Origin of the sequence: Azohydromonas sp., from assembly GCF_035325925.1 — a bacterium.
Lineage (GTDB): Bacteria > Pseudomonadota > Gammaproteobacteria > Burkholderiales > Burkholderiaceae_C > Calidifontimicrobium.
This window is the reverse complement of record NZ_DAOKZA010000017.1, coordinates 1-23,332: the sequence shown is the minus strand read 5'-3', so window position 1 is coordinate 23,332 and position 23,332 is coordinate 1. Positions and strand designations below refer to the sequence as shown.

Sequence of the window (23,332 nt, the reverse complement as noted above, 5' to 3'; positions counted from 1 at the left end):
GAAGGAGTGAGACCATGCCCCGACTCGTCGTCGTTTCCAACCGCGTCGCCGACCCGCGCAGGACCGCGGCCGGCGGGCTGGCCGTCGCGCTGGCCGAGGCGCTGAACCAGTCCGGCGGGCTGTGGTTCGGCACCAGCGGCGCGGTCACCGAGCGCGACGCCGGCGGCACGCCGGGCGAGGCCGCGCTGCAGGTGCAGCGCGCCGGCGACGTGACGCTGGCCACCGTCGACCTCAGCCGGGACGACCACGACGCGTACTACCTCGGCTACAGCAACGGCGTGCTGTGGCCGGTGTTCCACTACCGCCTCGACCTGGCCGACTTCGACGCCGGCAGCATCGAGGGCTACCGCCGCGTGAACCGCATGTTCGCGCGCAAGCTGATGCCGCTGCTGCGCCCCGACGACGTGGTCTGGGTGCACGACTACCACCTGATCCCGCTGGCCGCCGAGTTGCGCGCGATGGGCAGCACGCACCGCATCGGGTTCTTCCTGCACATCCCGCTGCCGCCGCCGCTGATCCTCGCGGCGATTCCGCAGCACGAGTGGCTGATGCGCTCGCTGTTCGCCCACGACCTGCTCGGCTTCCAGGCGCAGGCCGACGTCGAGCACTTCGCACGCTACGTGCGCAACGAGGGCCGTGCCGAGCAGCGGCGCGACGACCTGTTCCACGCGTTCGGGCGCAGCGTGCGCGCGCGCGCGTTCCCCATCGGCATCGACGTCGACGAGTTCGAGTCGCTGCTCGCCGGCCGCGACGCGCAGGACACACTGGCGACGATGCGCGAGCAGTACGCCAAACGCCAGCTGCTGGTGGGCGTCGACCGGCTCGACTACTCGAAGGGCCTGCCGCAGCGCGTGCGCGCGTTCCAGCGCCTGCTCGAGCGTTACCCCGAGAACCGCAACAGCGCGACGCTGATCCAGGTCGCTTCGCCGTCGCGCGAGGACGTGCACGCCTACGCCGACATCCGTCGCGAGCTCGAGGGGTTGTGCGGCGCGATCAACGGCGAGTACGGAGAACTCGACTGGATGCCGGTGCGCTACATCCACCGCACCGTCGCGCGGCGTCGCCTGCCCGGGCTGTACCGCGCCGCGCGCGTCGGGCTGGTCACGCCGCTGCGCGACGGCATGAACCTGGTGGCCAAGGAGTTCGTCGCGGCGCAGGACCCGGCCGACCCCGGCGTGCTCGTGCTGTCGCGTTTCGCCGGCGCCGCCGAGCGGCTGGGCGAGCACGCACTGCTCGTCAACCCGTACGACACGCAGGGCACGGCCGACGCGATCCAGCACGCGCTGCGCATGCCGATCGACGAGCGCCGCGCGCGCCACGCCCGGCTGCTGGCGCAGATCCGCACGCACGACGTGCACCGATGGCAGCGCGAATTCCTGCAAACCCTCACGGAGGACCCTCCCGCATGAACAACGAGAACCTGCTGCAAGCCCTCGAGCGCCTGTGGACCGGCATGGGCAGCGCGACCGCCGCGGCACTGCGCATCACGGTGATCCTGGTCGCCGCGTGGATCGTCGTCGCGCTGCTGCGCCGCACAATCCGCGCGTTCCGCGACCGCGTGGCCAGCCGCCTCGACGACCGCGAGGCGTTGAAGCGTGCCGAGACGATCGCCCGCGTGTTCCGCTACCTGGTGACCGTGGTCGTCTCGCTGATCGCCGGCATGCTGGTGCTCGGCGAACTCGGCGTGTCGGTGGCCCCGATCCTCGGCGCCGCCGGCGTCGTCGGCGTGGCAGTGGGCTTCGGCGCGCAGAGCCTGGTGCGCGACTACTTCACCGGCTTCTCGATCCTCGTCGAGGACCAGATCCGCCAGGGGGACATCGTCGACCTCGGTGGTGGCCACGCCGGCTCCGTCGAGGTGGTCACGCTGCGCTACGTGCAGCTGCGCGACTACGACGGCCGCGTGCACTTCGTGCCCAACGGCCAGATCACGACGGTCATCAACCTCACACGCGGCTATGCCAACGCCGTGCTCGACGTGCGCGTCGCGTACCGCGAGAACACCGACCAGGTGATGGCGGTGATGCGCGAGGTCGCCACCGAACTGCGCGCCGACGCTGCGTTCGCGCCGCGCATCCTCGACGACCTGGAGATCGCCGGCGTCGACCAGTGGGCCGACTCGGCGGTCGTGATCCGCTGCCGAATCAAGTGCCAGCCGGCCGACCAGTGGGGCGTCAGGCGCGAGTACCTGCGCCGGCTGAAACACGCCTTCGACCATGCAGGCATCGAGATTCCCCTGCCGCATGTGCGCTTCTACGCCGGTCAACCCAAGGACGGCCTCGCGCCGGCGCTGCCGTTGCAGCTGCAGCGAGCGCCGCGTGCCGCGCACGCGACGCCGAACGTGCAGAGCTGACGCGCCGCACCGGCGCGCGGTGCGGCGGCCGCTCGCGGCGACCGTCGGCGGTGTTACAAGCCGTCGCATGGCCGATGCCCGCGCCGACCGGCAGCACCTGACCCGCGCCGTCACCGAGCTCGGCCGGCGCCGGCCGGTGGTCGTCGCGAGCGCCATCTACAACACGCGGGGCGTCAAGGTCATCGACGCCGGTGTCACCGTCGACGAGCGGCTGTACGAGCGGCTGATGCAGCACCCGCTGGCCGCGCCGATCGAGGATTCGGTGCGCGCCGAGCCTGGCGTCAACGCGGCGCTGCTGCGCGAGCGCGCGCTGGCGCTGGCCGAACGCCAGCCGCTGTTCGCGCGCATGCTCGCGCCGGCGATCCGCCGCGACCGCCTGCTGGCGGCGCTCGACTCGGTGCCGCTGCCGCCGCCGATCGCACTGCAGCTGACCCTGCTGCTCGAGCTGCATCCGGCGCAGTTCGAGCACGCGCTGGCCTGCGCGCTGACGGCGGCCTGGCTCGGCGACGAGGCACTGGTCACGCGGCACGAGCTGGCGCAACTGGCTGCGGCCGGACTGCTGCACGACCTGGGCATGCTGCACGTCGACCCGGTGCTGCTGCAGCCCGCGGTGCCGCTGCAGCGCGAACAGCGGCGGCAGCTGTACGCGCACCCGCTGGTGTCGGCGATGCTGCTCGAGCGCCACCACGAGTTCCCGCACGACGTGGTGCGCGCCGTGCTCGAGCACCACGAGGCGCTCGATGGGTCGGGCTACCCGCGCCACCTGGCCGGCGACGCGATTGGCCCGTGGGGGCGCATCGTCGCGCTCGCCGAACTGGTGTCGGCGCGTCATGCCCTGCCGTCGGCGCGCTTCGAGGCGCGACTGTCGCTGCAGCTGCGCCTGAACCGCGGACGCTACGACACGGCGCTGGTGCAGCGTCTGCACCGGCTGCTCGGCGGCCGCGGCGCCGACGGCGGCGCGCCGCCGCGTGCCGCGTCGATCGAGCGCCTGTGCGCGCTGCAGGCGGCGCTCGGCGAGTGGCCGGCCGAGCTCGCCGACGCGGCGCTGTTCACCGCCGAACGTCGCCGCACCATTGCCGAAGTGAGCGATCGCTGCGGCGAGGTGCTGCGCAGCATGGCCGATGCCGGTGTGGCCCCGCCCCAGCTCGAGATGCTCGAGGCGGTCGGCGGCGACGGGGGCGACGCGCTCGAACTGGCGCTGCTCGCCGACGAAGCCGCCTGGCAGCTGCGCATGGTCGGCCGACTCGCGCGCCGGCGCTGGCGCGCCGCGTCCGGCGAGGCGTTCCCGCCGGCGCTGCAGCAGTGGCTCGAGCGCACCGACGCCGCCGTCGTCGCCACCGACGCGCCCGCCGCGGGGCAAGACATCGGCGAGCCGGTCGCCGCGGCACGCTGATCGCCGCGGTCAGGCCGGGCCGCGTCGCGCGCGCCCGGCCACGGGTTCGCGCGCGACGTCGATGAATTCGGCGGCCACCGGCGTCAGCCCCGAGCCGCGACGCCAGACCAGCCCGACGTCGACGGTCGGCACGTCGTCGCGCAGCCGCCGCACGTCGACGTGTTCGGCGTCGAGCGTCCACGGCCGGTACAGGAAGTCGGGCAGCACCGCCAGCCCGATCCCGGCGCCGACCAGCGATCGCACCGCCTCCAGCGACGAGGTGCGCAGGATGGTGCGCGTCTTCAGCTGGTGGCGCGCCCACACCGCGCGCATCAGGTCGTCGACGCGGTCGGCCTCGAGCACGATCTGGTCGTGCTGCGCGCACTCGGCCAGCGTCAGCTCGTCGCGCCCGGCCAGCGCGTGGTTCGACGCCAGCCAGACGCGATTGGGGCTGCGCGTCAGCGTCTCGGTGACCAGCGCCTGCGGCTCGCCGAGCACGTTGCTGACCATGATCGCGCAGTCGAGCTCACCGTTGATCAGCAGGTGCTCGAGGAAACGCGGTGACTCCTCGGTGATGAACACCTCGACGGCCGGGCAGTTGCGGCGGAAACGGCGCAGCAGCTCGCTGAGGTAGTAGCCGGCGACCAGCGAGGTCACGCCGATCGACAGCACGCCGCTGAGCGTCTCGGCGGCCTCGTCGCCCTGCAGCCGCGTCGCGTCGGCCACCGCACCGATCACGCGCCGCGCGCCGACCAGGAAGCGGTGCCCCTGAGGCGTCAGCACGATGCCCTTCGACGTGCGCTCGAACAGGCGGGTGCCCAGCGCGTCCTCGAGTTCCTGCATCGCCTTGGTGACCGCGCTCTGCGCGATCGCGAGCATGCGCGACGCGGCGGCCACCGACCCGCTCTCGGCCACCGCGATGAAGTAGCGGAATTGGCGCAGCGTCAGGTGGCGCGGGTTCACGGCAGCCTGGCGCGGCGTGGTCAGGTCTCGCGCACGCCGAGCCGCTCGAGCAGCGCGCCCAGTTCGTCGAGCGAGCCGAAGCGGATCGCCAGCTCGCCGGCCTGGCCGCCCTTGCCCTTGCGCTGCAGGCGGATCTCGACCGGCGCGGTGAGCGCGTCGGCGAGTTGCTCCTCGAGGCGCACGATGTCGCGCGGCTTGTCGGCCGCGGCGCGCGCGGCGCGGCGCGCGGTGGCGCCGCCGGACTGCGCGCGCGCGACCAGCCTCTCGGCCTCGCGCACCGACAGCTTCTTCGCCGTCACCTGGTTCGCCGCGAGGATTTGCTGCGCGCCGTCGAGCGCGAGCAGCGCGCGGGCGTGCCCCATCTCGAGGTCGCCGGCGAGCAGCATCTGCTGCACCGGCGCGCTCAGGTTGAGCAGGCGCAGCAGGTTGGTCGCCGCGCTGCGCGAGCGCCCCACGGCCTGCGCCGCCTGCTCGTGCGTCAGACCGAACTCGCCGACCAGGCGCTGCAGCCCCTGCGCCTGCTCGAGCGGATTCAGGTCCTCGCGCTGCATGTTCTCGATCAGCGCCATCACCGCGGCCGACTCGTCGCCCACGTCCTTCACGAGCACGGGCACCTCGTCGAGCCCGGCGAGCTGCGCGGCGCGGAAACGCCGTTCGCCGGCGATGATCTCGTAGCCCTTCGCGCCCACCGGACGCACGAGGATCGGCTGCATCACGCCCTGGCTGCGGATGCTCTCGGCCAGCTCGTACAGCGCGCCCTCGTCCATGCGGGTGCGCGGCTGGTACCTGCCCGGCTGCAGCTGCGAGACCCGCAGCGTCGTCGGCGCGTCGGCGGCCGCGACGTTGTCGCCGACCTTCGGGCCGAGCAGCGCCTCGAGCCCCAGCCCGAGCCCCTTGGGTTTTTTCGTCGCCATGCGCCGATTGTCGGGGATGCCGGCGCGCCGGCCGCCGACGCACGCCGGATACATGCTTCGCTTATGCTCGATCCCATCGGCGGCAGCGGTGCCGCGCGGGAGCCCGTGATGACCCATGTCGTGTTCGTCGACGGCCAGGAGGGCACGACCGGGCTGCGCATCCACGAACTGCTCGCGGCGCGCGGCGACGTCGAGGTGCTGAAGATCGATCCCGACCGGCGCAAGGACAGCGCCGAACGCGCGCGCCTGCTCAACGCCTGCGACGTCGCGTTCCTGTGCCTGCCCGATGCCGCTGCGCGCGAAGCCGCCGCGCTGGTGACCAACCCGCGTACCTGCCTGATCGACGCCAGCACCGCGCACCGCACCGCCGCCGACTGGGTGTTCGGCCTGCCCGAACTGGCCCCGGGCCAGCGCGAGCGGCTGCGCGCCGGCAAGCGCATCGCCAACCCGGGCTGCCACGCCAGCGCGTTCATCCTGCTGCTGCGCCCGTTGGTCGACGCTGGGCTGGTTCCGGCGTCGTTGCCGGTGTCGGCCACGTCGATCACCGGCTTCTCGGGTGGCGGCAAGAAGATGATCGAGCAGTACGCCGCCGGCGGCGACGCGCGCCTGCAGGCGCCGCGGCCGTACGCGCTGTCGTTGGCGCACAAGCACATCCCCGAGATGGTCGCGCACACCGGGCTGCACGCGCGCCCGCTGTTCCTGCCGATCGTCGGCCCGTTCTACAAGGGTCTGGCGGTAAGTGTGCCCTTGCATTACACGCAGCTGGCGGGTGGCGTCGACGGCGTCGCGCTGCACGCCGCCCTGCGCGCGCGGTACGCCGGCGAACGCTTCGTGCGCGTGATGCCGCTGTCCGACCCGGCCACGCTCGAGGACGGGTTCTTCGACGTGCAGGGCTGCAACGACAGCAATCGCGTCGACCTGTTCGTCTTCGCCGCGGCCGACCAGGCGCTGCTCGTGGCGCGGCTGGACAACCTCGGCAAGGGTGCGAGCGGCGCCGCGGTGCAGTGCATGAACGTGCACCTGGGCATCGACGAGGGCCTCGGCCTGGCGTAGCCCCCCGACGCGCCGACCGCGGCTCAGCGCATCGTCGCGATGCGCTGCACCATCTCGCGCGCGAACTCGAGGTAGGCCTGCGCGCCCTTGGCGGCCGGGTCGAACACCACGCCGGGCTGGCCGTAGCTGGGCGCCTCGGCCAGCCGCACGTTGCGCGGGATCACGGTGTCGAACACCTTGGCGCCGAAGTGGCCCTTGAGTTGCTCGCTGACCTGCTGCTGCAGCGTGATGCGCGGGTCGAACATCACGCGCAGCAGGCCGATGATCTGCAGGTCGCGGTTCAGGTTGGCGTGCACCTGACGGATCGTGTTGACCAGGTCCGACAGGCCCTCGAGCGCGAAGTACTCGCACTGCATCGGCACGATGACGCCGTGCGCGCTGACCAGGCCGTTGAGCGTCAGCAGGTTCAGGCTGGGCGGGCAGTCGATCAGGACGAAGTCGTAGTCGTCGGCGACGGCGGCCAGCGCGCCGCGCAGGCGCTCGTTGCGCCGTTCGAGCCCGACGAGCTCGACCTCGGCGCCGGCGAGCTCGCGGTTGGCCGGCAGCAGGTCGTAGCCTCCCTTGTCGGCGCGCCGGCGCACGTCGGCGACGGTCGCCGACTCCAGCAGCACGTCGTAGACGCTGGCTTCGAGCGTGCGCTTGTCGACGCCCGAGCCCATCGTCGCGTTGCCCTGCGGGTCGAGGTCGACCACCAGCACGCGCTGGCCGATGCGGGCAAGCCCGGCGGCGAGGTTGACCGTGGTCGTGGTCTTGCCGACGCCGCCCTTCTGGTTGGCGATGCAGAAGATCTTGGCCATCGCGTGGCGCACCCTCTCGCTGAGTTCTGTTCGGTGCCGGGCCGCGCGCCGCGCGAGGCCGCCGCGCCGGTCGGCGCCGGCGACAGGCGCGAGGGTATCGCAGTTCCCCGTGTCGACCGCGGGACGTCGGACGTTTCTAGCGCCGGCGCAGCCAGACGAGGCAGCGATCGGCGCCCAGGCCCGGCACCGACAGCGGTTCCACGTGAAACACCTCGACGTCCTCGGGCAGTGCGGCGATCTCGTCGGACGGCTCGCGCCCCTTCATCGCGATCCACACGCCGGCCGGCGCAAGCCGGTCGCGCGTCAGCGTCACGAAGTCGGCGAGCGTCGCAAAGGCGCGGCTGGCGACGAGGTCATAGCGCCCGTCGACGTGCTCGACACGTGCGTGCGATGCCACCAGGTTCGGCAGCCCCAGTTCGCCGGCCGCTTGGCGGACGAAGGCCGCCTTCTTGCCGACGGCGTCGACGCAGTGCACGCGCAGCGCCGGCAGCATCAGCGCCCACACCAACCCCGGCAAGCCGCCGCCGCTGCCGACGTCGAGCAGCGTCGGCTCGGGGACTCCGGCGGCCGCGAGGTGGCGCTGCAGCGGTGGCACCGCAGCCAGGCAGTCGGCGAGGTGGTGCGTCAGCACCTGGTCCGGATCGCGATGCGCCGTCAGGTTGTAGGTCCGGTTCCAACGCAGCAGCAACTGGCCGAACGCCACCAGCGCATCGACCTGACGCGACGTCGCGCCGATGCCGATCGCATCGGCCACCGCGCTCACGCCGGCCGCATCGAGCGTGGCGTGCACTTCAGGGGTCCACGGTGGCGACGCGCCATCCGCAGCCGGCGGACGGTGCACGCTTCGGCGCGGGCTGCCGCTGCGACTTCCCCGCCGTGCCTGCGGCGCCGGCACGGGACACTGGCACCGGAGGCGTCACGAGGCCGGTCATGTCACGCAGCGGCGTCGTGCGACGCCCCGCCGGCGTCCTCGTGCACGGCCCCGCCCTTCCAGCGCCCTTTGCGCAGGTGCACCAGCAGCAGCGACAGCGCCGCCGGCGTGACGCCGGAGATGCGCGACGCCTGGCCCAGGGTCTCTGGTCGGTGGCGGTTCAGCTTCTGTCGCACCTCGTGCGACAGCGCACCCACGTCGTCGTAGTCCAGGTCCGGCGGCAACTTGAGGTGCTCGTAGTGGGCCGCGCGCGCGACCTCGTCGTGCTGCTTGTCGATGTAGCCGGCGTACCTGGTTGCGATCTCGACCTGCTCGATGACCGCGTCGGCCAGCGCGTCGCCCAGCTCGGCGCGCAGTGTTTCACGTGAAACCGCGCCGCCGGTGTCGCCACGCGTCGCCAGTGCATGGGCGTGCAGCGCACACACCGCGTCGTAGCCGACCCCCGGGCGGCGCAGCAGGTCGGCCAGCGCGTACTCGCGCTCGATCGCCTTGCCCAGCAGCCGCGCCGCGGCGGCGGCGTCGACGACGCCGGGATGCACCCAGGTCGATTTCAGTCGCTCGGACTCGCGCGCGATCGCGTCGCGTTTGCGTGCGAAGCGCTCCCAGCGCGCGTCGTCGACCAGCCCGAGCCGGCGTCCGGTTTCGGTCAGGCGCAGGTCGGCGTTGTCCTCGCGCAGCTGCAGCCGGTACTCGGCGCGGCTCGTGAACATGCGGTACGGCTCGCTGACGCCGCGCGTGATCAGGTCGTCGACGAGCACACCGAGGTAGGCTTCGTCACGCCCGGGCACCCAGGGATCGCTCCCGAGCACCTGCAGCGCCGCGTTCGCGCCGGCGAACAGCCCCTGCGCGGCCGCCTCCTCGTAGCCGGTGGTGCCGTTGATCTGACCGGCGAAGAACAGGCCGCCGATCGCCCGCGTCTCGAAGTTCGACCGCAGCGCGCGCGGGTCGAAGTAGTCGTACTCGATCGCGTACCCCGGTCGCAGGATGTGCGCCTGCTCGAGCCCGGGCATCGACTGCACCGCGGCCAGCTGCACGTCGAACGGCAGCGAGGTCGAGATGCCGTTCGGGTAGAACTCGTTCGTCGTCAGCCCCTCGGGCTCGAGGAAGATCTGGTGGCTGTCCTTGTCGGCGAAGCGGTGGATCTTGTCCTCGATGCTTGGGCAGTAGCGTGGACCGACGCCTTCGATGCGACCGGTGAACATCGGGCTGCGGTCGAAGCCGCTGCGGATGACCTCGTGGGTGCGCTCGTTCGTGTGTGTGATCCAGCACGGCACCTGTCGCGGGTGCATCGCCACGTCGCCGACGAAGCTGAACACCACCGGCCCCGCGTCGCCCGGCTGCTCGGTCAGCCGGGCGAAGTCGATACTGCGGCCGTCGATGCGTGGCGGCGTCCCGGTCTTCAGGCGGCCCTGAGGCAGGTTCAACTCCTTCAGCCGCGCCGACAGGCTCACCGCCGGCGGATCGCCGGCGCGCCCGGCGGCGTAGTTCTGCAGCCCGACGTGAATGCGCCCGTCGAGGAAGGTGCCGGCCGTCAACACCACGGCGCGGGCGCGGAAGCGCAGGCCGATCTGCGTCACCGCGCCGACGACGCGATCGCCTTCGAGCATCAGGTCGTCGACCGCCTGCTGGAACAGCCACAGGTTCGGCTGGTTTTCGAGGCGGCGACGGATCGCCGCCCGGTACAGCACCCGGTCGGCCTGCGCGCGCGTCGCGCGCACCGCCGGGCCCTTGCTCGAATTGAGGATGCGGAACTGGATGCCCGCCTCGTCGGTGGCCAGCGCCATCGCGCCGCCGAGCGCGTCGACTTCCTTGACCAGGTGGCCCTTGCCGATGCCGCCGATGCTGGGGTTGCAGCTCATCTGCCCCAGCGTCTCGATGTTGTGCGTCAGCAGCAGCGTCGCGCAACCCATGCGCGCCGCGGCGAGCGCGGCTTCGGTGCCGGCATGGCCACCGCCGACGACGATGACGTCGAACTCCTTCGGATGCAGCACGGTGCGTCGCGCGCCTCGGCCGCGCGCCGGATGTCAGGGCCGCAATTCTAGGCGGCGGCCCCGCAAGGCGCCGGGGCGACGCCGCGCAGCCGCTGCAGCAGCCGCCGCCACGCCGGATGCCCCCACCAGCGGTCGAACAGGTAGTGCGCGACGGTGTTGACCAGCGGCTCGACCAGCGTGATCGCGCCGGCGACCGCGATGTCGCCGGTCAGCGCATAGCTGACGCCGAAAGCAATGCCGAGATGGACGACGCCGAAGCTTGCCGATTTGATCACGGGTGATCTCCAATGCGAATGCCTCTCGTTATTATGCAACTTAGCTCATGAAAATCAATAGACAAAGACTATCTGATCCTTGGCCCGGCATCGACCGCCCTTCGGTGTGGCGACAATCGCGTCATGGACTGCCGCCCCGCCTGTGCCGCCTGCTGCATCGCGCCGTCGATCTCGACGCCGATCCCCGGCATGCCCGGCGGCAAGCCCGCCGGCGTGCGCTGCGTGCAGTTGCACCCCGACCTGCGCTGCGCGCTGTTCGGCGACCCGCGCCGGCCCGCCGTGTGCGTCTCGCTGCGCCCGGCGCCGTCGATGTGCGGGCGCGATGCCGACGAAGCGATGCGCACCCTCGCGCGGCTCGAGCGGCTGACCCGCCCGGCCGCGCCGCCTACAGGCTGCGGCCCGTGGGCACCGAGCGCAGGTCCTGCGACACCCGGCCGTCGCTGAGCACGATCACGCGCGCCGCACTGGCGATCGTCTCCGGCCGGTGCGCGACGACGATGCGCGTCAGCTCGAGCTGGCGGATCGCCTGGTTGACGCGGCGTTCGTGCTCGACGTCGAGCGCGCTGGTCGCCTCGTCGAGCAGCAGCACCTGCGGGCGCTTGTACAGCGCACGCGCGAGCAGGATGCGCTGCTTCTGCCCGCCCGAGATGCTCGCACCCATGTCGCCGACCAGCGTGTGGTACCCCATCGGCATCGACTCGATTTCGTCGTCGACGGCAGCCAGCCGCGCGCACTCCTCGATCCACGCGAAGTCGGGCTCGGCGTCGAAGAAGCAAATGTTGTCGGCGATCGAGCCGGCGAACAGCTGGTCGTCCTGCATCACCGTGCCGATCATCGTGCGCCAGCGCGCCAGACCCAGCTGCGCCAGCGGCCTGCCGCCGACGCGGATGTCGCCGGCGGTCGGCGCGTGGATGCCCACCATCAGCTTGAGCAGCGTGGTCTTGCCGCCGCCCGACGGCCCGACGATGGCCAGCGACTCGCCCGGCTCGATCGTCAGGTTCACGCCGCGAAGCACCTCGGGTTCGGTGTCGGAGTAGCGGAAGCGCACGCCCTGCAGCTCGATGCGCGCCAGCGCCTCGCGCGCCGGCGAGGTCACCGGTTCGGGCTCGCGCTCGGGCTCGGCGAGCACGATGTCGGCCAGCCGCTCGCCCTGCAGCCGCAGCATGCGCAGCTCGACGGCCTTGTCGATCAGCCCCGAGAAACGCTGCGCGAACTGCTCCTTGTAGGCGAGGAACGCGAACAGCATGCCCACCGAGAGGTGCTGGTCGAGCACCAGCAGCGCGCCGAGCCAGATCACCGCGACGCGCTCCAGCCCGAACAGCAGCCGGTGCGAGACGTGGAACCCGAGGTCGAGCTTGCGCGTGGCCAGGTCGGCGTTCATCGCGTCGACGACCTGGTTCATGAAGCGCGCCTGCCGGTCGGCCTGGCGGTTGAACAGCTTGATCGCCTGCACGCCGCGCAGCGACTCGAGGAAGTGGCTCGACTGCTTGGCCTCGTGCACCAGCGCCTCCTCGGTGGCGTCGCGCAACGGGCGGAAGAACGCCCAGCGCAACAGCGCGTACAGCGCCACCGCGCCGAGCGCGACCAGCGTCAGCTTGACGCTGTAGATCGCCATCATCACCAGCGTCAGCACCACCAGCAGGCCGTCGAGCAGCGCCTCGATGAAGCTGGTGGTCAGCGTCCTCTGGATCTGCTGCACGGCGCCGAAGCGAGACCAGATGTCGCCGGTGTGGCGGCGCTCGAACCAGGCCACCGGCAGACGCATCAGGTGCGCGAACACGTTGCCCAGCCACTGCAGGTTCAGCGTCGCCGACAGCACCAGCACCGCCCACGAGCGGATCGCCGCGGTGCCGACCTGGATCAGCACCAGCAGCGCGAAGCCCACGCCCAGCGTCACCAGCAGGTCGCGGTCGGCGCTGACCAGCACGCCGTCGACCACCCACTGCAGGTAGAACGGGCTGAGCAGCATGAACACCTCGAGCGCCATCGCCAGCACGAACACCTGCGCCAGCGACCGCTTCAGCCCGGTGACGTGGCCCAGCAGCTGCGACAGGCGCACCTGCTGGCGCTCGCGCCTGGGCGCGAAGTCGGCCATCGGCGCCAGCTCGAGCGCGATCCCGGTGAAGTGGCGCGACACCTCGTCGAGCTTCAGCCGGCGGATGCCGCGCGCCGGGTCGTGGATCACCGCAATGCCGCGCCGCACCTCGACCAGCACCACGAAGTGATTCAGGTCCCAGTGCAGGATGCACGGCGTCGCCAGCCCCGACAGGTGCTCGATCTCGGCGCGCAGCGCACGCGCGTTGAAGCGCAGCTGGTCGGCGAAGCGCACCAAGTCGGCCATCGTCGCGCCCTTGAGCGACAGCGAGAAGCGCCGACGCAGCGTCGCCAGGTCGGTGTCGTGGCCGTGCGCCGCGACGACCATCGCCAGGCAGGCCAGGCCGCACTCGGCGGCCTCGGTCTGCAGCACCATCGGCACCCGGCGCAGCCCCAGGCCCAGCGTCAGGTGCAGATGCGACCGGCCGTCACTCAAGCGAAGCCCCAGCGACGCCCGGACGACCCGTTCAGATGCGGCCGGTGACCGACAGCACCGGCTCGAAGATCCACTCGATCAGCCGCCGGCGATCGAGCAGCACGTCGGCGTCGAGCTGCATTCCGGCAGCCAGCGGCTGCTCGCTGCCGTACGCCGGCACGGTCTGGCGGTCGAGCGCGACGGTGATGCGGTACATCGGCTCGCCGTCGGCGCTGGCGCCACCGGCCATCTCGCCGGCGTGCAGCGGCGTGCGCGATACCTGCAGCACGCGTCCATGGTGGTGCCCGAACTTCTGGTACGGGAACGCCTGGTAGCGCAACAGCACCGGTTGGTCGGGGCGCACGAAGCCGATCGCGCTCGACGGCGCGTACAGGTGCGCCAGCAGCGCGCTGTCGCCGGGCACGACGCTGGCCAGTGCCGTGGCGGGCGACACCGCCTGGCCTGGCTCGGCGACCACCGCGGTGAGCACGCCGTCGTGCGGCGCGCGCACCACCACGCGCCGCTGCGCCTCGCTCTCGGCGGCCAGGCGCTGCACCTCGGCCACCTCGCGTGCGATCTCGGCCTCGCGCGCGCGCGCGCGCAGCGGCAGTTCGCGCAGCTCGGCCTCGACGGTGGCCATCTCGCGCTCGTGCGCGGCGCGCTGGCGGGCCAGCGCTTGACCCTGCGCCTGCAGGCCGAGCACCTCCTCGGAGCGCGCCTGCACCTGTGCCGACGAGATGAACTGCTCGCGCTGCAGGTCCTGCAGCCGCAGCAGCGACTGCTGCGCCAGCGCCAGCCGCTGGCGGTGCAGGTCGATCTCGGCGCCGATCTGCCGCGCCTCGTTGCGCATGTCGGCCAGCCGACGTTCGAGCGCCGCGCGCTGCGCGTCGAGCAGCTCGTGCTGCTGGCGCGCGGTGTCGGCCAGGCTGCGCTCGCGCGCGGCCAGCGTGCGCTGCACCTGCGCCTGCGCGTCGCCGCCGGCGGTCGCTCGGTCGAGCGACAACACGAACAGCACGTCGCCGGCGCGCACGCGCTGCCCTTCGTCGGCCAGCCGCTCGAGCACCACCGCCGCCTGCGGCGGCAGCAGCCGCACGACGCCGCCCTCGGGCACCAGCACGCCGCCCACGCGCGCCTTGCGCGTGTACTCGCCCCAGCTCAGCGTGGCCAGCGTCAGGCCCAGCGCGACGACCACCGCCCCGGTCAGCAGCGACAGCGACAGCGGACGGACGAGCTGGATGCTGCCGAGCCACGCCTGACGGCGGTGCTCGACCGCTTCGGGTCGGAAGATCGACGCGCCGATCACCAGCCGCCGACGCGGGGCAGCTGCGTCGTGCTCCCGGTGCCGCCGACGACCTTGGTCAGTTCGGCCAGCTCGAGCGGCCGCGGCTGCGCCTGGCGCTTGTCGGCGTCGGAGGCCTTCGGCGGGGTGTCGCGGCGGGGCTGCTCGGCGGGCTGACGGTTCTTGAACATGACGCCTCCTTCGTTGCGGGTCCGGCAAGGGTTGCCGGCGCATTGAAGCAGGCGGCGCGCCGCGCCGGAACTGTCAACTCTTACAGGGTCACGCCGGGCGCGGCCCGTCGGCCGCGGGCGGTGTCAGTCGATCAGCCCGAGGCGCAGCGCCTTGACCACCGCCTGGTGCTTGGTCGTGCAGCCGAGCTTGCGCGTCGCGTTGCTCAGGTGCATCACCGCGGTGCGCTCGCTGATGCCGAGGATGGTGCCGACCTCCCACGCGGTCTTGCCTTCCATCGTCCAGCGCAGCACCTCGAGCTCGCGCGGCGTCAGGTTCGGCGTCTCGGGACGGCTGTCGGCCGACACCAGCACGCGAAACGCCGCGTCCTGCGCGTGCACCGCGAACAGCTGCAGGTGCGCGACGATGCGCGTCAGCTCGTCGGCGTCGGCGGGCAGCGGCTGGTCGCGGTCGACGCCGAGCAGGAAGTGGTTGCCGTCGGGCAGGTGCAGCGCCATCGCGATGCCGGTGTGGAAGCCGTACGGCGCCTGCTCCTCCCACAGGTCGGCGGCGCCGCTGCGCACGAAGGTCTGCTGGTTCCACAGGATCGGCACCGAGTGGCTCTTCAGGTGCCTGAGGATCGGGTCGCGCCGCGAGTGGTCGGCGTTGGTGTGTGTCGCCGCGTAGGCCGCCGGCACGTTGCTGACGTGGACGAACTCGGAGTCCTTGCCCTTGTCGACCACCGCCACCGCGGACACCGTGCTGAAGCCCAGCCGCTCGGCGACCTTCACGACCGACGCGCGGAACGACTCGCGATCGTTCGCGGCGAGCACCGAATGGAAGTCGCTTTGCAGCATCGTCGCGACGCGCCGGCGCGGCCCTGCGCGCGGCGCAGCGACCTGCAAGCCTTTACAGGTTGCCTCCTGGAAGACCCTTGGCAAGACTATACAGCCTCGGCCCTCGTGGGCCGCCTTACGCAGGACCCTCCCTATGCCTCCCGCCTGGACCCTTCGCGCCTGGCCGCCGGTCTACCGCACCGCCCAGCCGCCGCCCGGCCGCTTCGAGCATGCCGCCACCCACCTGTTCGACGACGACCCGCGCGGCGGCGTGTCGAGCGGGCAGACGATGTGGGTCTGCCCGTCCAGCGACGGCGAGGTCGGCGTCGCCTGGGACTGGGTGCAGGTCTCGCACGGCGTCGTCTCCATGCTCGACCCGATGGGCGTGCTGACCAACATGAAGCTGCTCGGCCGCTCGGGCGAGGTGCTCACGGCGTGGCAGGCGGCGCGGCACCTCAACGAGATCGTGTTCACGCTGCCGTGGCAGCGCGAGGTCGCCCGCGTGATCGGCCAGCGCTCGCGCGCGCTGCCGCGCGCCGGCGACGCACCGATGCGCGTACCGCCTCGCCCGGCGGCGCGCACCTGGGTGCTGCCCGACCGGCTGCAGTAGCGCCGCACCGCCGTCAGCGCAGCGCGGCGCCGCCGCGCAGTGTGCGCGCCACGGCGGCCAGCGCGAGCGCCGCCAGCGTCGCGCACACCGCCAGCGACGGCAGCAGGTCGGCCACGCCGATCGCGTCGCCGCGCAACACGCGGGCCATCAGCACGCTGTGCGCCAGCCCCGGCAGCCACAGGTGCCACGGCTGCTCGCCGCGCTGGCCGAACATCGTCAGCAGCGGCAGCAGCGAAAGCGCCAGCACCAGCACCGTAGCGCCGGCCTGAGCCTCCTTGACGCTGCGGCTTCGGATCGCCACCGCCATCAGCAGCGCCGCCGCGGCACCGGCCAGCGGCAGCAGCAGCGCGACGAACGCCGCCGCCTCCGCCGCGCCGTAGTGGAACAGTGCCGCCAGCGTGTCGCTGGCCAGCAGCCACTGCGCGGGCAGGAAGCTCGCCGCACTGGCGACCGCGACGCCGGCGCCCACCGCGGTCACCGCCGCCCACTTGCCCAGCACCAGTGCCAGCGGCGGCACCGGGTTCATCAGCAGGGGTTCGAGCGAGCCGCGCTCGCGCTCGCCGGCCGCGGTGTCGAGCGCCGCGCTGAGCGTGCCGTACAACACGGCCATCAGCACGAAGAACGGCAGCATCGCGGTGAACTGCGCGGCGCGGCGCGCCGCGTCGGCGACGTCGCGCCGCTCGACGTGCACCGCCTCGAGGACCGCCGGCGACACGCCACGCACCGCCAGCCGCAGCGTCGCCTGTTCCTGGTTGAAGGCGGCGATCAGCCGCGCGAGCCGGGCCGCGCCGGCTTCGGCGCGCGGGTTGCCGCTGCTGGCGACCACCTCGACCGCCGGCGCCTCGCCGCGTGCGAGCGCCGCCTCGAACCCCGGCGCGACCACCAGCACCGCGTCGCCGAGCCGGTTGTCGCGCAACGCCTGCTCGTGGTCGGCCGGCGCCTCGCGCAGCACCCAGGTCTGGCGCGCGAAGAAGTTGACCAGCGTCGGCGCGTGCTCGACGCCGCTGACCCACACCTCGCGGGCCTCGGCGTGGCGCTCCAGGTCCGACACCAGCGTCGAGATCAGCACCAGCGCCAGCGGACCGACGGCCACCGCGCTCAGCAGCACGGTCAGCAGCGTGCGGCGGTCGCGCAGCGCGTCGGTCAGCTCCTTGCGCAGCACGACGACCGCGGCGCGCAGCCATGCGCCCCTCACCGCCCCCGCCCCCCGCCCGGCGCCGCGCCGGGGTAGGCCAGGCGCACGAACGCAGCCTCGAAGTCGCCTTCGCCGGCACGTTCGCGCAGCCCGGCCACCGTGCCTTCGGCCACCGTGCGCCCCTGCGACATCACGACCACATGGTCGGCCAGGCGCTCGACCTCCTGCATGATGTGCGTCGACACGACGATGCACTTGCCCGCCTCGTCGCGCAGCCGCAGCAGCGCGGCGCGCAGCGCGCGCGTGGCGAGCACGTCGAGCCCGTTGGTCGGCTCGTCGAGCACGATGTTCGGCGGGTCGTGCACCAGCGCGCGCGCCAGCGCGGTCTTCATGCGTTCGCCCTGGCTGAAGCCGTCGGTGCGCCGGTCGAGCAGGTCGCGCATCTCCAGCGTGGCCGCCAGCAGCTCGACGCGCGCGTGCGCCGCCGCGTCGGCCAGGCCGTGCAGCCGCGCGTAGTAGACGATGTTCTCGCGCGCGGTCAGCCGCGGGTACAGCCCGCGCGCATCGCTGAGCACGCCCAGCCGCGCGCGTGCCGCCGCCGCGTGCGCCGCGACGTCGATGCCGTCGACGCGCACGCCGCCGCGCTCGGGCGCGAGCAGCCCGGCGATGAGGCGCAGCGTCGTCGTCTTGCCGGCGCCGTTGGGGCCGAGCAGCCCGGTGATGCGCGCGTCCGCCGCCTGCCAGCTGACGCCGTCGACCGCCGTCACCGCGCACGCGCCTCGCCCGCGCCCCCGCACGAAGCGCTTGGCCAGGTCGTGCACCTCGATCACGGCGCGCTGGCGGCGATCGGCGCCCACACCGGGGGGCGCGGCAGCTCGCGCGCGCAGTCGGCGTCGACCCGCAGTGCGTCGTTCGCCGCGTCGGCGTCGACGAAGCGCAACGCCGCGTCGCGCACGCAGGCCAGCGCCAGCACGCCGTGGCCCGCGTTCGGCACCACGACGTGACGCGCCGTCGCGCCGATCGCCGCGCGCACGCGTTCACCGTGACGCGGCGGGGTCACCGGGTCGACGCCGCCCGACAGCAGCAGCACCGGCACCGGGCTCGGCGGCACAGCGTAGAACGCCGCCGGCACCTCGCCGCGCGGCCAGCCGGCACACACGCGGCGGTACAGGTCGGCGAACGACGCGCCGAACGTCGCGCCGGTGTCGCCCGTCGCGTCGTCGCGGGGCAGGTCCTCGGCGCAGATCACCGCGAAGTGCGCGCCCGCGGCCACCGCCGGCGTGCGCCCACCCCCGGCCATCGCCTGCGCCAGTCCGACCAGCGGCACCCAGCGCCCGGCCGCGGCCTCGTCGATCGCGTGGGGCAGCGCCGAGGCGAGCAGCGGCGAGTACAGCGCCAGGCGCAGCGCGCCGGCCAGCGACTCGCGCGTCAGCGTCAACGCCCGCGGCGCGCCGTCGAGCGCACCGGGCACGGTGGTCGACACCGGCAGCTGCGCCAGGGCTGCCCGCCAGCGCACGCGCAGCTGCGGGTGGCGGCCGCGGCAGGTGGCGTCGGCGTCGCACCAGGCGAACATCGCGTCGAGCGCGGCCTGCGCGTCGACGGCGAACGACCGCGGCAGCGCCATGTCGGGCGGCGCGACGCCGTCGAGCACGGCGCGGCGCACCGTCTGCGGGAACTGGCGCAGCACCTCGAGCGCGAGCCGCGTGCCGTACGACACGCCGACCAGATTGACGCGCTGCAGCCCCAGAGCGCGGCGCACCGCGTCGACGTCGGCCGCGGCGACCGACGTCGTGAAGTGGCGCAGATCGTCGACCGCGCGCAGGTGCGGCCGGCGCGCCAGCGCGTCGCGGCACGCCAGCAGCTGCGCGACCTGCACGTCGGTCGGCGCCCACTCGTCGGGCGGCCGGTCGCAGGCCAGCGGGGCGCTGCGACCGGTGCCGCGCTGGTCGACGAGCACGATGTCGCGCCGGTTGCCGAAGCGCGCGAGCAGCGCGGCGACATGACCGGCGAGGTCGATCGCGCTCTGCCCCGGCCCGCCGGCGAAGAAGAACACCGCGTCGTCGCGCGGCCGGCGCGCCAGTGCCGGCAGCACGGCGACGTGCACGTCGATCTTCGGGCCCTGCGGGCGCGCCGGGTCGAGCGGCCGCTCGATGCGCCCGCAGCGCACCTCGTGCTCGACGCCGGCCAGCCGGCAGGGCTCGAGCGCCAGCGATGCCGCGGCGACCGGCGCCGCCGCGGCGAGCAGCGCCAGCGCGCCGAGCCGCCTCACGCGAGCAGGCGGGCCATCTCGCCGCGGGCTATCAAGGTCTCGGTCTCGGCGGCGCCGCCGATCAGCATGCCCTTGACGAACACCATCGGGAAGGTCGGCCAGCCGGTCCACATCTTCAGCGCGTTGCGGCGCCGCCACCGCCCGAAGTAGTTGCCGATGTCGATGTCGTGGTGGGCGATGCCCGCGGCGTCGAGTGCGCGCCGCGCCTTGCGCACGAACGGGTTGCCGCCCATGCCGACGACGACCACGGCGTGCGTCGCGGCGGCGTCGCGCACCTGCTGCACCAGGTCGGCGTTCAGCCGCGCGACGCGCCCGCGGATCGCCGGGTGCAGCTGCGCTTCGTCGAGGATCGTTCGGGGCATCGGTCGGGCCTGGGGTGGGCGGCGTCGAGGCGCGATCTTCGCACTGCTGCCGTCGCCGAGCGCGCCTCAGGCGGCGCGCTCGGCGCCGGTGACCAGCGCCACGAAGCGCTCGACGCCGATGTTGCCGCCCGACAGCGTCACGCCGACGCGCCGGCCGCGGAAGCGCCCGGCGTGGTGCATCAGCGCCGCCAGCGCACAGGCGCCCGACGGCTCGAGCACCTGCTTCATGCGCTCGAACGCGAAGCGCATCGCCTCGACGACCCCCGCGTCGGACACCGTCAGCACGTCGCTCACGTGGGTGCGGATCACCTCGAACGGCTGCACGCCGACCGCCGTGGTCTGCTGCCCGTCGCAGATCGTGCGCGGCACCTCGATGGTCACGATGTGCCCGGCGTGCAGCGAGCGGCGCATGTCGTCGCCGGCCTCGGGCTCGGCGCCGAACACCTCGATCGCCGGCGCCAGCGCCCTGGCCGCCACCGCGCAGCCCGACAGCAGCCCGCCGCCGCCGGCGCACACGATCAGCGCGTCGAGCGGCCCGACGTCTTCGATCAGCTCGAGCGCGCAGGTGCCCTGTCCGGCCATCACCGGCAGGTGGTCGTACGGCGGGATCAGCGCGGCGCCGCGCTCGCCGGCGATGCGCCGCGCGATCGCCGCGCGGTCGTCGCGGTAGCGGTCGTACAGCACCACGTCGGCGCCGTAGCCGCGCGTGGCCTCGACCTTCGGCGCCGGCGCGTCGGCCGGCATCACGATCTTCGCCGGACAAGCGAACAGCCGCGCCGCCAGCGCCACCGCCTGCGCGTGGTTGCCCGACGAGAACGCGACCACGCCGCGGGCGCGCTCGTCGGGCGTCAGCACCGACAGCGCGTGGTAGGCGCCGCGGAACTTGAACGCGCCCATGCGCTGCAGGTGCTCGGCCTTCATGAACACCCGGGCGCCGAGCATCGCGTCGAGCGTGCGCGAGGTCAGCACCGGCGTGCGGTGCGCGACCCCGCGCAGCCGCTGCGCGGCGTCGCGGATGTCGGCGATGTCCAGCATCGGGCCCCGATCAGCCCGCGAGGTGCGCCGCGGCAAGCAGCTCGCGCGTGTACGGCTCGCGCGGCGCGTCGAACAGCGCCTGCGCCTCGCCTTCCTCGACCACGGCGCCGTCCTTCATCACCAGCACGCGGTGCGCCATCGCGCGCACCACCGCCAGGTCGTGGCTGATGAACACGTAGCTCATGCCGTAGCGCCGCTGCAGCTCGACGAGCAGTCGCAGCACCTGCTGCTGCACCGACACGTCGAGCGCCGACGTGGGCTCGTCGAGCACCAGCAGCTCGGGCTGCAGCACCACCGCGCGTGCGATCGCGATGCGCTGGCGCTGCCCGCCGCTGAACTCGTGCGGGTAGCGCTGCAGCACCATCGGCACGCCGTGGCGCTCGCTCAGGCCCACCTCGTCGAGCATCGCCAGCACCGTGCGCTCGCGCGCGGCCGCGTCCAGCCCGGGGCGGTGCAGCGCCAGCCCCTCGCCGACGATCTGGCCCACCGTCATGCGCGGGCTCAGGCTGGCGAACGGGTCCTGGAACACCACCTGCATGCGCCGGCGCATGCGCCGCAGCGCGGCGCGCGGCGCGTCGTCGATGCGCTCGCCGCCGAGCCGCACCTCGCCGGCGGCCACCGGCTGCAGCGCGAGCAGCGCCATGCCCAGCGTGGTCTTGCCCGACCCCGACTCGCCGACGATGCCCAGCGTCTCGCCGCGCCGCAGCGCCAGCGTCGCGCGTCGCACCGCGACGAAGTCGCGCCGGCGAAACCACCCCAGCGGCACCGGGAAGGTCACCTCGACGCCGCGCGCCTCGAGCAGCGTCGGCGCGTCGTCGGCCACCGGCTGCACGACGCGCCGCGGCCGGCTGGCGAGCAGCCGCTGCGTGTACGCGTGGCGCGGCGCGGCGAACACCTCGGCGGTCGGGCCGCTCTCGACGAGCCGGCCGCGCTCCATCACGCCGACGCGGTGGCTGAAGCGGCGCACCAGGTTCAGGTCGTGCGTGATGAACAGCAGCGCCATGCCCAGCTCGCGCTGCAGTTCGTCGAGCAGCGCGAGGATCTGCGCCTGGATCGTCACGTCCAGGGCGGTGGTCGGCTCATCGGCGATCAGCAGCTTCGGGCGGCACGCCAGCGCCATCGCGATCATCGCACGCTGTCGCTGGCCGCCCGACAGCTCGTGCGGGTAGGCGTCGACGCGCCGCCCGGGCTCGGGGATGCCGGTGCGCGCCAGCAGCTCGACGGCGCGCGCGCGCGCCGCGTTCGCGCGCAGCCCTTCGTGCAGCTCGAGCACCTCGCCGATCTGGTTGCCCACCGTGTACAGCGGGTTCAGCGCGGTCATCGGCTCCTGGAAGATCATCGAGACCTCGGCGCCGCGCAGGCCGCGCATCTCGCGCTCGGTCTTGGCCGTCAGCTCCTGGCCGTCGAAGCGGATGCTGCCGGTGGTGGTCGCCACGTCGACCAGGCGCAGGATCGACAGCGCGGTGATCGACTTGCCCGAGCCGGACTCGCCGACCAGCGCGAACTTCTCGCCGGCGCCGATCGTGAACGACACGTCGTCGACGACCGTCGCGTCACCGAAGCGCACGCCGAGCCGTTCGACGGCGAGCAGGGGGGCGGCGGCGGCGGGCATGCCGGCGATTGTCCACGCCCGCGCCACCGTCCGGCGCGCGCGGGCGCATACTGCGCGCCTGCCCAGCACCGCCCGCCGCCATGACCCCCCTGCCGCTGGCCGCGCACTTCGAACGCTACTTCGACGTGCGGCGCGCCGACGACGAAGCCTCGCGTCGCGAGGTGTTCGCGCTGCGCTACGCGGTGTATTGCGACGAGCTCGGCTACGAGGACCCGCGCGCGTTCCCCGAGCGTCTCGAGCGCGACGCGCACGACGAGCACGCCGTGTTCGCGCTGATGCGCCACCTGCCCACCGGGCGCGTCGCCGCCTGCGTGCGCCTGATCCTCGCGCGCGGCCGGCCCGGCGCGCGCTTCCCGTTCGAGTCGGTGTGCGCCGGCCGGCTCGACCCCACGCTGCTCGACCTCGAACGCCTCGACCGCGCGCGCGCCGGCGAGATCTCGCGGCTGGCCGTGCACCACGACTTCCGCCGCCGCGGCCACGAGTCGCGCCTGCCCGAGGGCGCGGTGCTGGCCGGCGCGCGCTACCCGCTGGTCGCGATGGGGCTGTTCCTCACCGCGACCGCGCTGGCAATCGAAGAAGGCCTCGAGCAGGCGTTCATGATGACCGAGCCCCGGCTGGCACGGCTGCTCGCGACCTGCGGCATCCGCTTCACGCAGGTCGGCGACGTGATCGACTACCACGGCCAGCGCGGGCCGTTTCGCATCACGCGCGACGACCTCGAGACCCACCTCGGCGAAGAGGGGCGCGAGTGGCTCGAGCACCTGCGCGCCCGCCTGCGCTGAGCGAAGCGCGCGGCCTGCCCCGGGAGCCGCTCAGAGCTTTTCGACCAGCTCGGGCACCGCGGTGAACAGGTCGGCCTCGAGCCCGTAGT

General features: G+C 73.3%; 23 protein-coding genes. 7 read left to right on the top strand and 16 right to left on the bottom strand.

Translation table 11 applies throughout. The features are described from left to right. Nucleotides 1–14 precede the first annotated feature (14 nt). From otsA to PKC53_RS08430, 3 genes are all read left to right on the top strand, one after another. Nucleotides 15–1,409 (top strand): alpha,alpha-trehalose-phosphate synthase (UDP-forming), encoded by a 1,395-nt coding sequence (otsA, locus tag PKC53_RS08440; protein ID WP_324428028.1) that lies wholly within the window; start codon nucleotides 15–17, stop codon nucleotides 1,407–1,409. Beyond that, entirely contained in the window at nucleotides 1,406–2,350 is a 945-nt protein-coding gene (locus PKC53_RS08435; protein WP_324428027.1) for a mechanosensitive ion channel family protein, read from the top strand. The genes otsA and PKC53_RS08435 overlap by 4 nt, the downstream gene beginning before the upstream one ends. A 67-nt stretch (nucleotides 2,351–2,417) precedes the next feature. Then, nucleotides 2,418–3,743, top strand: a complete 1,326-nt coding sequence (locus tag PKC53_RS08430) for an HD domain-containing phosphohydrolase (protein WP_324428026.1) — start codon at nucleotides 2,418–2,420, stop codon at nucleotides 3,741–3,743. A gap of 9 nt (nucleotides 3,744–3,752) precedes the next feature. Here PKC53_RS08430 and PKC53_RS08425 read toward each other — a convergent pair whose 3' ends face one another. Both PKC53_RS08425 and PKC53_RS08420 read right to left on the bottom strand, forming a co-directional pair. Then, complete coding sequence (locus PKC53_RS08425) at nucleotides 3,753–4,685, bottom strand: LysR family transcriptional regulator (RefSeq protein WP_324428025.1); 933 nt, start codon at nucleotides 4,683–4,685, stop codon at nucleotides 3,753–3,755. Between the two features lie 20 nt (nucleotides 4,686–4,705). Further along, nucleotides 4,706–5,599, bottom strand: a complete 894-nt coding sequence (locus PKC53_RS08420; RefSeq protein ID WP_324428024.1) for a ParB/RepB/Spo0J family partition protein — start codon at nucleotides 5,597–5,599, stop codon at nucleotides 4,706–4,708. 108 nt (nucleotides 5,600–5,707) lie between these two features. Here PKC53_RS08420 and argC point away from each other — a divergent pair, with 108 nt between their 5' ends. Beyond that, nucleotides 5,708–6,652 (top strand): N-acetyl-gamma-glutamyl-phosphate reductase, encoded by a 945-nt coding sequence (gene argC, locus PKC53_RS08415; RefSeq protein WP_324428023.1) that lies wholly within the window; start codon nucleotides 5,708–5,710, stop codon nucleotides 6,650–6,652. Nucleotides 6,653–6,675: 23 nt separating this feature from the next. On the opposite strand, the gene PKC53_RS08410 is transcribed toward argC, so the two are convergent. The 4 genes from PKC53_RS08410 to PKC53_RS08395 form a co-directional block, all read right to left on the bottom strand. Then, nucleotides 6,676–7,449, bottom strand: coding sequence for an AAA family ATPase (locus PKC53_RS08410; protein ID WP_324428022.1), 774 nt, complete (start codon nucleotides 7,447–7,449; stop codon nucleotides 6,676–6,678). A gap of 136 nt (nucleotides 7,450–7,585) precedes the next feature. Continuing rightward, complete coding sequence (gene rsmG, locus PKC53_RS08405) at nucleotides 7,586–8,239, bottom strand: 16S rRNA (guanine(527)-N(7))-methyltransferase RsmG (protein WP_324428021.1); 654 nt, start codon at nucleotides 8,237–8,239, stop codon at nucleotides 7,586–7,588. A 143-nt stretch (nucleotides 8,240–8,382) separates the two neighbouring features. Then, nucleotides 8,383–10,371: a tRNA uridine-5-carboxymethylaminomethyl(34) synthesis enzyme MnmG gene (gene mnmG / locus PKC53_RS08400; RefSeq protein ID WP_324428020.1), complete on the bottom strand. Its 1,989-nt coding sequence runs from the start codon at nucleotides 10,369–10,371 to the stop codon at nucleotides 8,383–8,385. A gap of 47 nt (nucleotides 10,372–10,418) precedes the next feature. Continuing rightward, entirely contained in the window at nucleotides 10,419–10,646 is a 228-nt protein-coding gene (locus tag PKC53_RS08395) for a DUF2061 domain-containing protein (protein ID WP_324428019.1), read from the bottom strand. 123 nt (nucleotides 10,647–10,769) lie between these two features. Between PKC53_RS08395 and PKC53_RS08390 the strand changes: the two genes are divergently transcribed. Continuing rightward, on the top strand, nucleotides 10,770–11,090 hold the full coding sequence (locus tag PKC53_RS08390; protein ID WP_324428018.1) for a YkgJ family cysteine cluster protein: 321 nt from the start codon (nucleotides 10,770–10,772) through the stop codon (nucleotides 11,088–11,090). Here the strand turns inward: PKC53_RS08390 and PKC53_RS08385 are convergent. The 4 genes from PKC53_RS08385 to PKC53_RS08370 all read right to left on the bottom strand — a co-directional run bounded on the left by PKC53_RS08385 (nucleotide 11,032) and on the right by PKC53_RS08370 (nucleotide 15,459). Continuing rightward, nucleotides 11,032–13,116, bottom strand: a complete 2,085-nt coding sequence (locus PKC53_RS08385; RefSeq protein ID WP_349255493.1) for a peptidase domain-containing ABC transporter — start codon at nucleotides 13,114–13,116, stop codon at nucleotides 11,032–11,034. The two genes, PKC53_RS08390 and PKC53_RS08385, sit on opposite strands and share 59 nt — an antisense overlap. 91 nt (nucleotides 13,117–13,207) lie before the next feature. Beyond that, entirely contained in the window at nucleotides 13,208–14,458 is a 1,251-nt protein-coding gene (locus tag PKC53_RS08380) for an HlyD family efflux transporter periplasmic adaptor subunit (protein ID WP_324428016.1), read from the bottom strand. After that, nucleotides 14,455–14,625, bottom strand: coding sequence for a hypothetical protein (locus PKC53_RS08375; RefSeq protein ID WP_324428015.1), 171 nt, complete (start codon nucleotides 14,623–14,625; stop codon nucleotides 14,455–14,457). The genes PKC53_RS08380 and PKC53_RS08375 overlap by 4 nt, the downstream gene beginning before the upstream one ends. Nucleotides 14,626–14,748: 123 nt before the next feature. After that, on the bottom strand, nucleotides 14,749–15,459 hold the full coding sequence (locus PKC53_RS08370; RefSeq protein WP_324428014.1) for an autoinducer binding domain-containing protein: 711 nt from the start codon (nucleotides 15,457–15,459) through the stop codon (nucleotides 14,749–14,751). Between the two features lie 133 nt (nucleotides 15,460–15,592). Here PKC53_RS08370 and PKC53_RS08365 point away from each other — a divergent pair, with 133 nt between their 5' ends. Beyond that, on the top strand, nucleotides 15,593–16,048 hold the full coding sequence (locus tag PKC53_RS08365; RefSeq protein WP_324428013.1) for a hypothetical protein: 456 nt from the start codon (nucleotides 15,593–15,595) through the stop codon (nucleotides 16,046–16,048). Nucleotides 16,049–16,061: 13 nt separating this feature from the next. On the opposite strand, the gene PKC53_RS08360 is transcribed toward PKC53_RS08365, so the two are convergent. The 6 genes from PKC53_RS08360 to PKC53_RS08335 form a co-directional block, all read right to left on the bottom strand. Next, nucleotides 16,062–17,243: an ABC transporter permease subunit gene (locus PKC53_RS08360; protein ID WP_324428012.1), complete on the bottom strand. Its 1,182-nt coding sequence runs from the start codon at nucleotides 17,241–17,243 to the stop codon at nucleotides 16,062–16,064. Beyond that, nucleotides 17,240–18,040 (bottom strand): ATP-binding cassette domain-containing protein, encoded by an 801-nt coding sequence (locus PKC53_RS08355; RefSeq protein ID WP_324428011.1) that lies wholly within the window; start codon nucleotides 18,038–18,040, stop codon nucleotides 17,240–17,242. The genes PKC53_RS08360 and PKC53_RS08355 overlap by 4 nt, the downstream gene beginning before the upstream one ends. Then, nucleotides 18,010–19,452, bottom strand: a complete 1,443-nt coding sequence (locus tag PKC53_RS08350) for an alpha/beta hydrolase (RefSeq protein ID WP_324428010.1) — start codon at nucleotides 19,450–19,452, stop codon at nucleotides 18,010–18,012. The genes PKC53_RS08355 and PKC53_RS08350 overlap by 31 nt, the downstream gene beginning before the upstream one ends. Further along, nucleotides 19,449–19,814 (bottom strand): glutaredoxin, encoded by a 366-nt coding sequence (locus PKC53_RS08345; protein ID WP_324428009.1) that lies wholly within the window; start codon nucleotides 19,812–19,814, stop codon nucleotides 19,449–19,451. Before PKC53_RS08345 ends, PKC53_RS08350 begins: the two co-directional genes overlap by 4 nt. A gap of 66 nt (nucleotides 19,815–19,880) precedes the next feature. Then, a complete protein-coding gene (locus PKC53_RS08340; RefSeq protein ID WP_324428008.1) occupies nucleotides 19,881–20,849 on the bottom strand; it encodes a threo-3-hydroxy-L-aspartate ammonia-lyase in 969 nt (322 codons plus the stop codon). A gap of 10 nt (nucleotides 20,850–20,859) precedes the next feature. Then, the gene (locus tag PKC53_RS08335; protein ID WP_324428007.1) at nucleotides 20,860–22,461 is read right to left on the bottom strand and encodes a dipeptide ABC transporter ATP-binding protein; all 1,602 of its coding nucleotides are present in this window, start codon (nucleotides 22,459–22,461) and stop codon (nucleotides 20,860–20,862) included. Nucleotides 22,462–22,541: 80 nt separating this feature from the next. Between PKC53_RS08335 and PKC53_RS08330 the strand changes: the two genes are divergently transcribed. Further along, nucleotides 22,542–23,243: a PEP-CTERM/exosortase system-associated acyltransferase gene (locus PKC53_RS08330; protein WP_324428006.1), complete on the top strand. Its 702-nt coding sequence runs from the start codon at nucleotides 22,542–22,544 to the stop codon at nucleotides 23,241–23,243. Nucleotides 23,244–23,332: the final 89 nt, after the last annotated feature.

Coding starts and splice junctions, on each gene's coding strand:
- PKC53_RS08385 (WP_349255493.1), bottom strand. CDS start 13,116: ATGGTGCTGCAGACCGAGGCCGCCGAGTGCGGCCTGGCCTGCCTGGCG.
- otsA (WP_324428028.1), top strand. CDS start 15: ATGCCCCGACTCGTCGTCGTTTCCAACCGCGTCGCCGACCCGCGCAGG.
- PKC53_RS08390 (WP_324428018.1), top strand. CDS start 10,770: ATGGACTGCCGCCCCGCCTGTGCCGCCTGCTGCATCGCGCCGTCGATC.
- PKC53_RS08365 (WP_324428013.1), top strand. CDS start 15,593: ATGCCTCCCGCCTGGACCCTTCGCGCCTGGCCGCCGGTCTACCGCACC.
- PKC53_RS08330 (WP_324428006.1), top strand. CDS start 22,542: ATGACCCCCCTGCCGCTGGCCGCGCACTTCGAACGCTACTTCGACGTG.
- argC (WP_324428023.1), top strand. CDS start 5,708: ATGACCCATGTCGTGTTCGTCGACGGCCAGGAGGGCACGACCGGGCTG.
- PKC53_RS08375 (WP_324428015.1), bottom strand. CDS start 14,625: ATGTTCAAGAACCGTCAGCCCGCCGAGCAGCCCCGCCGCGACACCCCG.
- PKC53_RS08370 (WP_324428014.1), bottom strand. CDS start 15,459: ATGCTGCAAAGCGACTTCCATTCGGTGCTCGCCGCGAACGATCGCGAG.
- PKC53_RS08340 (WP_324428008.1), bottom strand. CDS start 20,849: ATGCTGGACATCGCCGACATCCGCGACGCCGCGCAGCGGCTGCGCGGG.
- PKC53_RS08335 (WP_324428007.1), bottom strand. CDS start 22,461: ATGCCCGCCGCCGCCGCCCCCCTGCTCGCCGTCGAACGGCTCGGCGTG.
- PKC53_RS08420 (WP_324428024.1), bottom strand. CDS start 5,599: ATGGCGACGAAAAAACCCAAGGGGCTCGGGCTGGGGCTCGAGGCGCTG.
- PKC53_RS08430 (WP_324428026.1), top strand. CDS start 2,418: ATGGCCGATGCCCGCGCCGACCGGCAGCACCTGACCCGCGCCGTCACC.
- PKC53_RS08345 (WP_324428009.1), bottom strand. CDS start 19,814: ATGCCCCGAACGATCCTCGACGAAGCGCAGCTGCACCCGGCGATCCGC.
- PKC53_RS08435 (WP_324428027.1), top strand. CDS start 1,406: ATGAACAACGAGAACCTGCTGCAAGCCCTCGAGCGCCTGTGGACCGGC.
- PKC53_RS08410 (WP_324428022.1), bottom strand. CDS start 7,449: ATGGCCAAGATCTTCTGCATCGCCAACCAGAAGGGCGGCGTCGGCAAG.